The sequence below is a fragment of the Pseudomonas asgharzadehiana genome, from assembly GCF_019139815.1.
Lineage (GTDB): Bacteria > Pseudomonadota > Gammaproteobacteria > Pseudomonadales > Pseudomonadaceae > Aquipseudomonas > Aquipseudomonas asgharzadehiana.
This window is the reverse complement of sequence record NZ_CP077079.1, coordinates 3,165,609-3,179,725: the sequence shown is the minus strand read 5'-3', so window position 1 is coordinate 3,179,725 and position 14,117 is coordinate 3,165,609. Positions and strand designations below refer to the sequence as shown.

The 14,117-nt window shown below is 64.0% G+C and carries 14 protein-coding genes; all 14 read left to right on the top strand.

What is annotated here, in order from left to right; translation table 11 throughout:
* The first annotated feature begins 132 nt into the window (after nt 1-132).
* Complete coding sequence (locus KSS96_RS14295) at nt 133-1,299, top strand: sensor histidine kinase (protein ID WP_217854972.1); 1,167 nt, start codon at nt 133-135, stop codon at nt 1,297-1,299.
* Nucleotides 1,296-1,949, top strand: coding sequence for a response regulator (locus tag KSS96_RS14290; protein WP_017529031.1), 654 nt, complete (start codon nt 1,296-1,298; stop codon nt 1,947-1,949). The genes KSS96_RS14295 and KSS96_RS14290 overlap by 4 nt, the downstream gene beginning before the upstream one ends.
* Nucleotides 1,946-4,261 carry an ATP-binding protein gene (locus KSS96_RS14285; protein ID WP_065879139.1) on the top strand — a complete coding sequence of 772 codons (2,316 nt, stop codon included), beginning with the start codon at nt 1,946-1,948 and terminating at the stop codon, nt 4,259-4,261. The genes KSS96_RS14290 and KSS96_RS14285 overlap by 4 nt, the downstream gene beginning before the upstream one ends.
* Entirely contained in the window at nt 4,258-4,746 is a 489-nt protein-coding gene (locus KSS96_RS14280) for a response regulator (RefSeq protein WP_017529029.1), read from the top strand. Before KSS96_RS14285 ends, KSS96_RS14280 begins: the two co-directional genes overlap by 4 nt.
* A gap of 36 nt (nt 4,747-4,782) precedes the next feature.
* Nucleotides 4,783-5,313: a sterol desaturase family protein gene (locus tag KSS96_RS14275; RefSeq protein ID WP_017529028.1), complete on the top strand. Its 531-nt coding sequence runs from the start codon at nt 4,783-4,785 to the stop codon at nt 5,311-5,313.
* Nucleotides 5,314-5,432: 119 nt separating this feature from the next.
* Nucleotides 5,433-6,641: a methyl-accepting chemotaxis protein gene (locus KSS96_RS14270; protein ID WP_217854970.1), complete on the top strand. Its 1,209-nt coding sequence runs from the start codon at nt 5,433-5,435 to the stop codon at nt 6,639-6,641.
* A gap of 9 nt (nt 6,642-6,650) precedes the next feature.
* Entirely contained in the window at nt 6,651-7,019 is a 369-nt protein-coding gene (locus KSS96_RS14265) for a response regulator (protein WP_017529026.1), read from the top strand.
* Nucleotides 7,020-7,041: 22 nt separating this feature from the next.
* On the top strand, nt 7,042-7,329 hold the full coding sequence (locus KSS96_RS14260; RefSeq protein ID WP_068931601.1) for an STAS domain-containing protein: 288 nt from the start codon (nt 7,042-7,044) through the stop codon (nt 7,327-7,329).
* 40 nt (nt 7,330-7,369) lie between these two features.
* On the top strand, nt 7,370-9,412 hold the full coding sequence (locus tag KSS96_RS14255) for a chemotaxis protein CheA (protein WP_217854968.1): 2,043 nt from the start codon (nt 7,370-7,372) through the stop codon (nt 9,410-9,412).
* 30 nt (nt 9,413-9,442) lie between these two features.
* Entirely contained in the window at nt 9,443-11,101 is a 1,659-nt protein-coding gene (locus KSS96_RS14250; RefSeq protein WP_068931602.1) for a methyl-accepting chemotaxis protein, read from the top strand.
* A gap of 36 nt (nt 11,102-11,137) precedes the next feature.
* Nucleotides 11,138-11,677 carry a chemotaxis protein CheW gene (locus tag KSS96_RS14245; RefSeq protein WP_065876893.1) on the top strand — a complete coding sequence of 180 codons (540 nt, stop codon included), beginning with the start codon at nt 11,138-11,140 and terminating at the stop codon, nt 11,675-11,677.
* 9 nt (nt 11,678-11,686) lie between these two features.
* Nucleotides 11,687-12,496: a CheR family methyltransferase gene (locus KSS96_RS14240; RefSeq protein WP_017529021.1), complete on the top strand. Its 810-nt coding sequence runs from the start codon at nt 11,687-11,689 to the stop codon at nt 12,494-12,496.
* Entirely contained in the window at nt 12,493-12,981 is a 489-nt protein-coding gene (gene cheD, locus KSS96_RS14235) for a chemoreceptor glutamine deamidase CheD (RefSeq protein ID WP_017529020.1), read from the top strand. Before KSS96_RS14240 ends, cheD begins: the two co-directional genes overlap by 4 nt.
* A 4-nt stretch (nt 12,982-12,985) precedes the next feature.
* A complete protein-coding gene (locus KSS96_RS14230) occupies nt 12,986-14,068 on the top strand; it encodes a protein-glutamate methylesterase/protein-glutamine glutaminase (protein WP_217854966.1) in 1,083 nt (360 codons plus the stop codon).
* The last annotated feature ends 49 nt before the right edge of the window (nt 14,069-14,117 follow it).

Here is a 14,117-nt window from a genome sequence, read left to right as displayed (position 1 = left end):
GTGAGCCCACTTTGCCAACCTGCCCAGCCGCCGCCATCGGCCAACCGGAGTCATTTGCCTATGCCATTTGGCAGATAGCGCCCAAGGGCCTAGCAAGGTCTAATAAGCGTCCTCGCGACCGGAACATTCAGCATGCACGACACACCTCATGATCCCGGCAGCGCCTTGGCCATGCGCGCGCATTTTCGCCAGTCGCAAAGCCGCGCAGCGCGCCTGCGCCTGTTGGTGGAGACCGGGCAGGAACTGGCTCAACTGGCCCCCGAGGCCATGCGCGAACAGGTGCTTGTCAGGGCCTGTGCGTTCCTCGCGATGGACCACGGGGTGCTGCAGGAATGGGATGCCGAGGGCAGCGCCAGTGCCACCGCCCGCCATGGCAGCCCCGCGCGGGTGGCCAGCCTGGCCGCCCTTGCCGACCGCGACCTGCGTGCGCCACGCTGGCACGACCAGCCGCACAGCGTGCTGCAAGTACCCTTGCGCGGCAGTGACGGCCAGGCCTTTGGCGTATTGGTGCTGGCCAATAGCGTCAGCCTGCGCGCGCCGGAGCATGAAGACAGCGAATCCGTGCAATTGCTTGCCACGCTGCTGGCCACTCACCTGGAAAACCATCGGCTGTTGACCACCCTCAAGGCGCGCGACCGTACGCTGTCCGACCTGGTCAACCGCTTGCTTCGCGCCCAGGAAGACGAACGCAAACGCGTAGCCTACGACCTGCACGACGGCCTGGCGCAAACCCTCGCCGGTTTGCATCAACGGCTGCAAGGGTTCGCCGGCCGCTGCCCGCCCCTGCCACACGCCTTGGCCGCGGACTTGCAGGCGATTCTCAGCCTGGCCCAGCACTCCGTCGGCGAAGGCCGCCAACTGATTGCGGGCCTGCGCCCCACGGTGCTGGACGATTTCGGCCTGTTCAAAGCCCTCGACAAAGAAGCCGACCGCCTGCGTGACGCCGGCATCAACGTGGTGTGGCGCTCGCACTGTGCGCAGCGGCTGCCCAGCCAGGTGGAAATTGCTGTGTTCAGGATCGGCCAGGAAGCCATCAATAACGTCCTCAAGCATGCGCGCGCCAGCCAGGTACAACTGGCCCTGGGGCTGCGCGACGAGATGGCCGTTTTACAGGTGGACGACAACGGCAAAGGCTTCGCACACGACCACCCCCGGGATGAGGCCCGGCATCTGGGCCTGGCCACCATGCACGAGCGCGCCAGCCTGCTGGGCGGGCGCTTCACCTGCGCCAGCGTGATCGATGGCGGCACCCGCCTGCAGGCCAGCGTGCCGGCCGGCCTCAACGGAGTTGCACCATGAGCAAGGTGTTACGCCTGGTCCTGGCGGACGACCATGAAGTCACGCGCACCGGTTTTGTCGCGCTGCTGGCCGGCCACCCGCAGTTCGAAGTGGTCGGCCAGGCGTGTGACGGCCAACATGCCGTGGAGCTGTGCGAACAACTGCTGCCGGATATCGTCATTCTCGATATCCGCATGCCGGTGCTCAACGGCCTGGGCGCCGCGCGCGTGCTGCAACAACGCCTGCCGACGGTGAAAGTGGTGATATTCACCATGGACGACAGCCCCGACCACCTGGAAGCGGCGATGAATGCCGGCGCGCTGGGCTACCTGCTCAAGGACGCCAGCCGTGCCGAGGTGATCCAAGCCTTGCAGCAAGTGGCCGCCGGCGGCGAAGCGCTCAACGCGGCTGTCAGCGCACGCCTGTTACGGCGCATGGCCGAACGCCAGGCCAGCGGCGTGGCGCCCAGCGAACACCTCACCCCACGGGAGCGCCAGGTCCTGGGGCTGGTGGCCAACGGCATGAGCAACCGCGCCATCGGTGAACACCTGGGCATCACCACCGGCACGGCCAAGGCCCATGTGGAACGGGTGATCGGCAAGCTCGGCGCGGCCGACCGCACCCAGGCGGCCGTGCGTGGTATCGCCCTGGGCCTGGTGGCACAACCATGAAGCGCCGTTGGGCCGACCTGCCCCTGCGGGGTAAGGCGCTGGTGGTTATTTCGTTGCCGTTGGTGGTGCTGTTACTGTCCCTGGTGCTGATCTACACCACCGAACGCCAGACCGCGCGCGCCGAAGAAGACGTGCGCCGGGTGCTGCGCGTGCAAGGCGATATCCAGGCCGTGCACACCCTGCTCGCCGAAGCGGCGGCCAGCGTGCGCGGCTACCTGCTGACCCGGCGCGAGGACTTCCTGCCCAGTTACCGCAACGCCAGGCCGCAGATTGACGCCGCGCTGCTGCGGCTCGACCGCAACGTTCGCGATCAGCGGGTGCGCGAGCAACTCAACGCGATAAAGCCGCTGATTGACGGCAAGATCGACGGGCTGCAAGACATGCTCGACGACAGCCACGCCACACCGCACTCGATCAGCGCCATTTTGATCAGCAACAAACACATCCTCGATGCCTTGCGCCAACACATCGGCACCATGCTCACCCTGGAAGCGTCTTTGCTGGCCGAGCGCAGCGCGGCGGCGTACGAGACCCGTCAGCGCTTATTGCTGTCGACCTGGCTGGCGGCGGTGTGCGGCTTGTTCGGCGCCATTGTCGCGGTGCTGTTCCTGTCCAAGGGGATTGTCGCGCGGGTACAGAACGTACAACGCAATGCGCAACGCCTGGCGCTGGGCCACCCGCTGTTGCCGCAACCGCCGGAACACGACGAAATCGGCCAACTGGGCACGCGCCTGGTGGAAGCCGGCTTGCTGCTGGCCGAACGCGAACGCGCCTTGCGCGACAACGAGGAACGCTTGCGGCTGATCATCGACGGGGTCAAGGACTACGGGATCTTTGCCCTCGACACCGCGGGCCATGTCACCAGTTGGAACAACGGCGCCGAGCGCATCAAGGGTTACACCGAGCAGGAAATCATCGGGCGGCACTTCTCGGTGTTCTACCTGCCCCAGGAGTGCCCGCAGCACCCGGACATGGCCTTGCGCGAGGCCACCGGCAACGGCGATTACACCGAAGAGGGCTGGCGCTGCCGCAAGGACGGCACGCGCTTCTGGGCCAGTGTGGTGATCACCGCGCAGTACGACGGCACCGGCGCGTTGCGTGGCTTCTCCAAGATCACCCGCGACATCACCGACCGCCGCGCCGCCGAAATCGCCTTGCGCACCGCCCGCGAGGAAGCCGAACGCGCCAGCCGCGCCAAAAGCGAGTTTCTGTCGCGCATGAGCCACGAGCTGCGCACGCCACTCAATTCGATCCTGGGTTTTGCGCAGTTGCTGGACATGGACGCGGCCAAGACACAAAAGGCCCAGGTCGGGCATATCCTGCGCGCCGGCCAGCACCTGCTGACGCTGATCAACGAGGTGCTGGACATTGCCAAGATCGAAGCGGGAGGCCTGGCGTTGAACATTGCCCCGATCCCGTTGACGCAGGTGTTGCAAGAGGCGTTGACGCTGGTGTCCCCCATGGCGACCGACGCGGCTATCCAATTGCAGCCCCTGCCCCCGCTGGCGGCCGATATCGGCATCGTTGCCGACCGCCAACGCCTCACCCAGGTGCTGCTGAACCTGCTGTCCAATGCGATCAAATACAACCGCCGCGAAGGCCAGGTGAGCATCGAGGTCACGGTCGACGGGCCGCGTATCGGTGTAGCGGTGTGCGATACCGGCACAGGCATTGCGGCGGGTCACCTGGGGCAGTTGTTCACCCCGTTCGAGCGCCTGGGTGCCGACCCGAATGTGGAAGGCAGCGGCCTGGGCCTGGCGCTGAGCAAAAGCCTGCTGGAGCAAATGGACGGCCGGCTGACCGTGCAAAGCCAGGTCGGTATCGGCTCACGCTTTACCCTGGAGCTGCCGTTCGCGCGCCTGCCGGGCTCACCGCTCAGGGTGCCCACGGTGATCGACAGCGAATGGAAGCGCCCTGCCCCCGCCGCTTGCCGGGTGCAGGGCAACGTGTTGTGCATCGAAGACAACCTCTCCAGCCTGGCGCTGATCGAAACCCTGCTGCAACGCCGGCCGGGGATAAAGCTGCTGTCGAGCATGCAAGGCCAACTGGGCCTGGACCTGGCCGCACAGCATCGGCCGCAGCTGATTCTGCTGGATGTTTCGCTGCCGGACATCGACGGTTTGAAAGTGCTGCAGCGCTTGCGCGGCTCGGCGCTCACCCGCGACATCCCGGTACTGATGATCACCGCCGATGCCAGCGACCCTACCCGCCGGGCCTTGCAGGACGCCGGCGCAACGGCGGTGCTGAGCAAGCCCATCAACATCCCGGCGTTTCTCGCCCACCTCGACCAGTATTTTCCGGAGCCCGCGTGAACACCGACCTGCGCATTCTGATCATCGACGACCAACGCCCGAACCTTGAACTGGTGGAGCAACTGCTCGCCCGTGAAGGGTTGACCCATGTACTGAGCAGTACCCAGCCGCTGCGCACCCTGGAACTGTTCAACAGCTTCGAGCCGGACCTGGTGATCCTCGACCTGCACATGCCCGAATTCGATGGCTTTGCCGTGCTCGAACAACTCAACCGACGCATCCCCCAGGGCGAATACCTGCCGATCCTGGTGCTCACCGCCGACGCCACCCGCGACACCCGCCTGCGCGCCCTGGCCCTGGGCGCACGCGACTTCATCAGCAAACCACTGGACGCGCTGGAAACCATGTTGCGGGTATGGAACCTGCTGGAAACCCGCGCGCTGTACAAAACCCTGCGCAAGCTGATACCCGCGCAGCAGATCGAGTTGTTGCAACGGCGTGAATCAACGGGCAATCTCCACGCCGCCGGGGACGCTCCGGTCTAGTTCCCCCATCGATCGCACCTCAAGGACGACCCGCACATGGCGGCTTCGAACAAATGGCTGATGTCGTCAGTCGCGTATTACCTGGATTTTTTCACCATCCCCTTGTTCATCGGCTTTGCGCTCTGGCTGGCGCCGCTTGCCCCGTGGCAATTGCTCGCCGGCCTGTTGGCCTGGACGCTGGTGGAGTATTGCGCGCACCGTTTTCTGTTCCATTCGCTGTATCGCCGCGAGCACTGGACCCATCACATTGATGTACTGGCCTATATCGGGGTGTCGAGCTGGAAAACCAGCTCCACCTTTGCCGCGCTGCTGTTGTTTGCCTGGTACACCGGCCTGACCTCGGCGTTCATCGGCGCGGTGACCGGCTACTTCTATTACATCTCGGTGCATTACGTGATGCACCGCCCCGAGCATTGGGCGTATCGCTATATTCCGGGGCTGGTTGCCAACCACGACCTGCATCACCGCCAAGGCATCGAAAAAAACTTCGGGGTCTCTTCACCGCTGTGGGACCACGTGTTTCGCACGTTTATTCGCACGCCGGCACGGGTTGAAACAACGGAGTGAACGTAACGTAGCGGTCATAAACCAGACGGAAGGCATACAGGGAGGTCTAAAGTTACGGCGGTTGGGGCGGATAACTCCTATGTTGTTTATATCCGCAACACTGTTCAGGGACCGAACTCATGACCCAGAGTCAATCCAGCCGTACTGCCCTTCCTGGTCATCCGCGTTTTCTTTGGTTCGCTTTCATCCCGGTCATCCCCGGCGCCGCCTGGATACTCGTGCAGTCCGCCTCCCCGGCCAACCTGGCGGCCTGCGTGGGGCTGGCGTTGGTTGGCCTGGGCGCGTGCGCCTGGAGCGCCCGGGCGCAGCGCCAAGCCGTGCAGCGCGCCCTTGCGCTGGCCGCCCCTTGCGCGGCGCAGGCCGGGCAACAGAGCGCGGATGCACGGGCACAACTCGACGAAGTCTTGCTGGGCGCCATGCCGATCTGGGCCAAACACGTGGAAAGCTCGCGCCAGCAGACTGAAGACGCCATTGTCAGCCTGGCGAATCGTTTCACCGGTATTTCCACGCGGTTGCAAGACACCGTGCAGGCCTCGCAGCAAGCCGCCGGCGAGCTCGACGGGCAGGCCGCCGACGGAGCCCTCAAGGTGTTGGCGCGCAGCGACAGCGAATTGAGCCAAGTGATCGACTCCCTCAAGGCCGCGCAATCGAGCCGTGACCAGACCCTGTCCCAAGTGCGCAGCCTCACTGCCTATACCGGTGAGTTGCGCAGCATGGCCGCCGACGTGGCGGCCATTGCGGCACAAACCAACCTGCTGGCCCTCAACGCGGCGATCGAAGCGGCACGCGCCGGTGAAGCCGGTCGTGGTTTTGCGGTAGTGGCCGATGCGGTACGCAGCCTGTCGAGCAAGTCCAGCGAGACCGGCCAGCAGATGTCGGCCAAGGTCGACATCATCAATAACGCCATCACCCAACTGGTGCAAGCGGCCTCCAGCAGCGCCGACCAGGACAGCCACTCGGTCGCGGCGTCCGAGCAGAGTATCCAGCAGGTGCTCGAACGCTTTCAGAACATCACCGGTCGCCTGGCCGACTCCGCCGATCTGCTCAAGCAGGAAAGCTACGGGATTCGCGACGAGATGACCGACGTGCTGGTCAACCTGCAATTCCAGGACCGGGTCAGCCAGATCCTCAGTCACGTGCGCGACAACATGCATGCCCTGCATGAACACCTGCTGCAGGCCAGCCAGTCGCCGGACCAGCCGGTCAACGTGGATGCGCGGCAATGGCTGGCGCGCATGGAGGCCACTTACGCCACCGACGAGCAGCGGCGCACACACCATGGCGACGCCGCTGCGCAACAGACTTCACAAGACATCACCTTTTTCTAGGAGCACAGCATGGCAAAGAATGTATTAGTGGTGGACGACTCCAGCAGCGTGCGCCAAGTGGTCGGCATTGCCTTGAAGAGCGCCGGCTATGAGGTGATCGAGGCGTGCGATGGCAAGGACGCGCTGGGCAAGCTCAACGGGCAGAAGGTGCACTTGATCATCAGCGACGTGAACATGCCCAACATGGACGGCATCACCTTCGTCAAGGAGGTCAAGAAGCTGGCCAGCTACAAGTTCACGCCGATCATCATGCTGACCACCGAATCGCAGGAATCGAAAAAAGCCGAGGGCCAGGCCGCGGGCGCCAAAGCCTGGGTGGTCAAGCCGTTCCAGCCGGCGCAGATGCTGGCGGCGGTGTCCAAGTTGATCCTGCCCTGATCGCCGACGGCCCGGAGGCCCCATGCCTATCACCCATGAAACACTCGACGGCGCCGCCCGCGTGGGCATCGAGGGCGAGCTGACGATCTACACCGTGGCCGAACTGGCCGCTGCGCTGCTGCCCCGGATCAGCACTGCGCCGCGCCTGGAGGTCGACCTGTCAGAGGTCACGGAAATCGACGGCGCCGGCCTGCAATTACTGGCGGTGATCCGCCGTGAAGCCGCCGCCGGCGGCACGCCGGTCAGCCTTGTAGGGCAGAGCCAGGCGATTACCCAAACATTGCATTTATGTGGCGGCACGCTGTTTTAGCGCGCCATAGCCGATCAATGAGCGACAAAGGAATGTCCAGGTGAGTATTAATCTCGATCAGGCACAGCAGACCTTTATCGTCGAGGCACGCGAGCTGTTGCAGGTCATGGAGCAATCCCTGCTGCAATTGGAAAACGAGCCAGGTGATGAGGATGCCATCGGCGCGGTGTTTCGCGCCGCACATACCATCAAGGGCTCCGCTGGGTTGTTTGGCCTGGCGCCCATCGTCGGGTTCACGCATATCGTCGAAGATGTACTCGACCGCCTGCGCGAGGGCAGTGTAACCGTGGATGCGGCGCTGATCGCGCTGCTGCTCAAGTGCGGCGACCACATGCTCGAACTGATCGAGGCGGTCGACCATCACGACGGCGCGCTGCAGCCTGCCACGCTGGAACGCGGTGAGGTGTTGCGCGAGGCGCTGAGCGCCTATCAGCCGCTGCAGGCCGCCCCCGCCGGCGGCGAAATCGCCGTGACGGATGACGCGCCTCAGGCCGAGCTGCTCTGGCATATTTCCCTGCGCTTCGGCGTGGACGTGTTTCGCAACGGCATGGACCCGTTGTCCTTCCTGCGTTACCTCGACACCTTGGGCCAGGTGCTACAGGTCACTACCCTGACCGACAGCATTCCACCCGTGGACGCCTGGGACCCGGAAAGCTGCTACCTGGGATTCGAGATCGACCTGCGTTCGAATGCCAGCCACACAACCCTCAACGAAGTCTTCGATTTCGTGCGCGATGACTGTGAAGTACAGATTTGCGCCGTTGATGAGCCGAGCGACAGTGGCCCCGCCACCGGCACCGAGCTGGTCACCCAGGCCGCGCCCGCCAGCCCCACGCAAGCTGCGCAACAGCGCGTGGCCACGGGCAGCGACGCCAAGCCCCGCGATGGCGCCTACGTGCGGGTCAATGCCGACAAGCTCGACGAATTGATCAATCTGGTGGGCGAGCTGGTTATCGCCAGCGCCGGTGCCAGCCTGCTGGCCCGCTCCTGCAACAACGACCCGTTGCAGGAAGCCACCTCCACCGTGTCGGGGCTGGTGGAAGAGATCCTCGATGGCGCCCTGCACCTGCGCATGATCCCGATCGGCGACACCTTCAATCGCTTCCGCCGCGTGGTACGCGATGTCAGCCAGGAATTGGGCAAGGACATCGACCTGATCATCAACGGTGCGGAAACCGAGCTGGACAAAACCGTGGTGGAGAAAATCGGCGACCCGCTGATGCATCTGTTGCGCAATGCCATGGACCACGGCATCGAAAATGCCGACGCCCGGCGCGCGGCAGGCAAGTCAGCCAAGGGCCACCTGAGCCTGAACGCATATCACGATTCGGGCAGCATCGTGATCGAGATCGCCGACGACGGTGCCGGGCTCAACCGCGAACGGATCCTGGAAAAAGCCCAGGAGCGCGGGCTGGTCGCCAGCGGCGCGCAGCTCAGCGACCAGGAGATCTACAACCTGATTTTCGAAGCCGGCTTTTCCACGGCCGAGGCGGTGACCAACCTCTCCGGACGCGGCGTCGGCATGGATGTGGTCAAGCGCAATATCACCCTGTTGCGCGGCACCGTCGACCTCGACAGCCGCCCTGGCCAGGGCACCGTGGTGCGCATTCGCCTGCCGCTGACCCTGGCGATCATCAATGGCTTCCTGGTGGGCATCGACCAATCCACTTACGTGATTCCGCTGGACATGGTTCAGGAATGCATCGAACTGGACGAACGCCAGCGCCAATCCAGCCGCGACCAGGGCTACCTGGACCTGCGTGGCGAGGTGTTGCCGCTGGTCGACCTGCGCGAGCATTTCAGCCACGAAGGCCCGGCGGCGCGCCGCCAGAACGTGGTGGTGGTGCGCTATGCCGAGCACAAGGCCGGGCTGGTGGTGGATGACCTGCTCGGCGAGTTCCAGACCGTGATCAAACCCTTGGGCAAGCTGTTCGGCGCGCTGCGCGGCATCAGCGGCTCGACCATCCTGGGCAGCGGCGCGGTGGCCCTGATCCTGGATGTGCCGGCACTGCTCAATCAAATCGTACAACAAGAAGCGCGCACGCCTCAGGTGCCCCCCCAGGCCTCGGTCGTCGTGCGCTGAAGCATTTGCAATTTCCATGGAGGTTCCCCGATGAAATGGTTCTACGATCTTAAAATTTCCACCAAGTTGATCAGCTCATTCCTGGTGGTCCTGGCGCTCACGGCGGGGATGGGCGCGTTCGCCATCCTCCAACTGGGCGCCGTCAACCATGCGGCGCAGGAGATCCGGGGCAACTGGATGCCGTCGATGCGCGCGGCGGCCGGCATGCGCTTTTTTGCCGCCAACTACCGGCTGAAGGAAAACCGCAATATCAGTACCGAAGTGGCCGAGGAGAAAGCCCAGGCCGAGCGCGAAGCAGTGGAAGCGCGCCAGCAGTTCGAAACCCGGCTGGACACCTACGAACAACTGCTGTCGAACGACGAAGACCGTCAGTTGCTGGCCGGAGTGAAAAGCGCCTGGAACGCTTACCTCGCGGCCAGCCAGCAATTGCTGGAGCTGTCCCGGCAGAACCAGGAAGCCCAGGCGCGCGCCCTGCTGCGCGGCGAATCCAAGACGCACTTCGATGAGTTGACCAACCGCCTGCAGAAAATGGTCGAACTCAACGATGCCGGCGCCACGGTAGCCGGTGACCGGGGCTCGGTGCTGTATGAAGAATCACGCCTGTTGATCATCGTGGTACTGGGCGCGGCGCTGCTGATCGGCCTGGGCCTGGCCCTGTTCATCGCGCGGATTATTTCGCGCCCGCTGCGACTGGCCGCGACCGCCGCCGAACAATTGGCCGAAGGCAATCTCACTGCGCCCATCGCGCCCGGCTCGAAGGATGAAACCGGCATGGTGCTCAACGCCATGCGCGATATGGTCGGCAAGCTCGCGCATATCATCGGCGAAGTGCGCAACGCCGCCGACAACCTGGCCAGCGCCTCGGAGCAAGTCAGCGCCACCGCGCAGTCGATGAGCCAGGCCACCAGCGAACAGGCCGCCAGCGTCGAGGAAACCAGCGCGTCGGTGGAGCAGATGAGCGCGAGCATCAACCAGAACACCGAAAACGCCAAGGTCACCGATGGCATGGCCAGCAAGGCCGCCAAAGAAGCCACCGACGGCGGCGAGTCGGTGCAGCAAACCGTGGTGGCGATGAAGAAAATCGCCCAGCGCATCAGCATCATCGATGACATTGCCTACCAGACCAACCTGCTGGCGCTCAACGCCGCCATCGAGGCCGCGCGGGCCGGCGAGCACGGCAAAGGCTTTGCCGTGGTGGCCGCCGAAGTGCGCAAACTGGCGGAGCGCAGCCAGGTGGCCGCCCAGGAAATCGGCGAGTTGTCGTCCAGCAGCGTGGACATGGCCGAAAAAGCCGGCAAGTTGCTCGACGAAATGGTGCCCTCGATCAACAAGACCTCCGACCTGGTGCAGGAAATCAGTGCCGCCTCCGAGGAACAGGCCGCCGGTGTCGCGCAGATCAACACGGCCATGACCCAGCTCAACCAAGTGACCCAGCAGAACGCCTCCAGCAGCGAGGAACTGGCCGCCACCGCCGAAGAAATGAGCAGCCAGGCCGAGCAACTGCAACAAGCGATGAGCTTTTTCGTGCTCGACTCCGCCCCGAAGGCCGTGGTGCAAAACAGCAACCCCGACAGCCCGGGCAGCAAGCCCAGCCGTCAGCCACCGCGCCCGGCCCCGCAGGCCCCGCGCAAAGCCTTCGCCTACAACATGGCCAGCGCCCCGGACGAATCGGAATTCACCCGTTTCTGATGGCAACCCTCAATGCGGGCTCACAGGGAGAATGACATGGGTGCAGTAATGACTACCCGGCAGGCCGTGGTTGCGGCCGATGAGGATGCGCAATACCTGACCTTCATGCTTGGCGGCGAGATGTTCGCCATCGGCATTCTGGGCATCAAGGAAATCATCGAATACGGCAGCCTGACCGTGGTGCCGATGATGCCCGCGTTCGTGCGCGGCGTGATCAACCTGCGCGGCGCCGTGGTGCCGGTGGTTGACCTGTCGGCGCGTTTTGGCCGGGCTAACTCGTCGATTACCCGGCGCTCCTGCGTCATCATCATCGAAGCCAGCACTGACGATGGCCCGCACCAGGACATTGGGCTGCTGGTGGACACGGTCTCTGCCGTGCAGGAGATCCCGGCGGCGCAGATCGAGCCGCCGCCCAGCTTCGGCGCGCGGATTCGCGCCGACTTTATCGGTGGCATGGCCAAGGTCGATGGCAAGTTCGTGATTGTGCTGGAGGTGAACAAAGTGCTGTCTATCGATGAGATGTCCAGCCTGGCCGAAAGCGCCCAGGCGCCGGCGCTCGACCTCGACGCGCGTTGAGGCTCGATCATGGCAGACACCGCCTCGCTCAACGACCGTGAATTCGGTCAGTTCCAATCCTGGCTGTACCGTGCGGCAGGCATCAACCTGTCGTCGGCCAAGAAAGCCCTGGTGGCCGGGCGCCTGTCCAAGCGCCTAAAGCACTATGAGCTGCAGAGCTATGGGGATTATTTCCAACTGATCATGAGTGACCAGCGCCAGGGCGAGCTGCAAGTCGCGCTGGACCTGCTGACCACCAATGAGACCTACTTTTTTCGCGAACCCAAGCACTTTGACTTTCTGCGCCAGCAGGTATTGCCCAGGGCCGCGCCAGGCAAAGTGTTTCGCGTATGGAGCGCGGCCAGCTCATCGGGCGAAGAACCCTACAGCCTGGCGATGACCCTGGCCGAGGCGCTGGGCACCACGCCCTGGGAAGTGATCGGCTCGGACATCAGCACCCAGGTACTGGCCAAGGCGCGCACCGGGCATTATTCGATGGAGCGCGCCGGCACCCTGCCCCAGCCGCTGCTGACCAAGTACTGCCTCAAAGGTATCGGCCGCCAGGAAGGCACCTTCCTGATCGACAAGAGCCTGCGCAACCGCGTGAGCTTCGTGCAGGTCAACCTGAACGAACCGTTGCCCGGCCTTGGTGAGTTCGATGTGATTTTCCTGCGCAACGTGATGATCTACTTCGACCAGCAGACCAAGCGCCAAGTGGTTGCGCGCTTGTTGCCGCAGCTTAAACCCGGCGGCCACTTCATCATCAGTCACTCCGAAAGCCTCAACGGTGTGAACGACACCTTGAAGCTGGTGGCGCCGTCGATTTACCGCAAGCCATGAAAAAGCCGGTCGATGCCGCCGAGGTGGTCCTGGCGCCAGGCCAGGTCAGCTTTGTGACGCGGCCGACACGCCTGCGCACGCTGTTGGGATCCTGCGTGGCGTTCACCTTCTGGCACCCGCAACGGTTGATCGGCGGCATGTGCCATTTCATGTTGCCGGCGCGCATGCGGGTTGATCAGCCACTGGATGGCAAATACGGTGACGAAGCGCTGGAGCTGCTGCTTCAACACGCGCACGCCCACGGCACGCGGCCACAGGATTATCAGGTAAAGGTGTTCGGCGGCGGCGAGATGTTCCCCACGCAGGTGTACCTGCCGGCGCGCAATGTGGCCAGCCTGAACGTCCTCGCGGCGCTGGCCCTCGCCGAGCGCCATGATTTGCACCTCACGGCCCAGGACATGGGCAGTACCGGCTATCGCACTATTGTGTTCGACCTGTGGAACGGCAACGTCTGGGTCCGGCATCAACCAATGGGAAAACGTTAAAACCATGCCTTCCAAAAAAATCAGTGTATTGCTGGTCGATGACTCGGCCGTGGTACGCCAGGTGCTGCTGGCGATCTTCAACGACACGCCGGACATCCACGTCATGGGCGCGGCCTCCGACCCGATCTTCGCCATGGACAAACTCGCCCGGGAATGGCCGGATGTGATCGTGCTGGACGTGGAAATGCCGCGCATGGACGGCATCACTTTTCTGCGCAAAATCATGAGCGAGCGGCCGACGCCGGTGGTGATCTGCTCCTCACTGACCCAAAAAGGCGCGGAGACCTCCCTGCAGGCGCTGTCGGCCGGCGCGGTGGAAGTCATCACCAAACCCACCACGGGCTTGAAAAATTTCCTGATCGAGTCGGCGCCGGAATTGGTCGCCGCGATCCGCGCGGCGGCCCATTCCAACGTCAAGAACCTGGGCAAGCGCAGCGCACGGCTGACACCCGCCCCCGCACCGGCGGGCAAACTCAGTGCCGACGCGATCCTGCCCGCCGCCAACGGCCAGGCCATGGCGCAGACCACCGAACGCATCGTCGCCATCGGCACCTCCACCGGCGGCACTCAAGCGCTGGAAGCGGTACTCACGGCGCTGCCCAGGGTGTGCCCAGGCATGGTGATCGTGCAGCACATGCCGGAGAAATTCACCGCGTCATTTGCCGAGCGCCTCAACAGCGTGTGCCAGATCGAGGTGCGCGAAGCCCGCAACAACGACCGCATACTCCCCGGCCTTGCGCTGATCGCCCCTGGCGGCAAGCACCTGATGGTCACCCGCAGCGGCGCCTTCTATCACGCCCAGGTCATCGACGGGCCGCTGGTCAACCGGCACCGCCCCTCCGTCGATGTGCTGTTTCGCTCGGTGGCCAAGTTTGCCGGCAAGAACGCCACGGGCATCATCATGACCGGCATGGGCGACGACGGCGCCCGCGGCCTCAAGGAAATGCTCGACGCCGGAGCCGCCACGGTGGCCCAGGACGAAGCCAGTTGCGTGGTGTTCGGCATGCCCAAGGAAGCCATCAAACTCAATGCCGCCCAGCGCATCATGGCGTTGCAGGATATTCACCAGGCGATTTTGCATAAGTAAACCGCCCGTGGCGCAGGCAGCTTGCTCCCGATGAGGGCGTGTCAGTGAA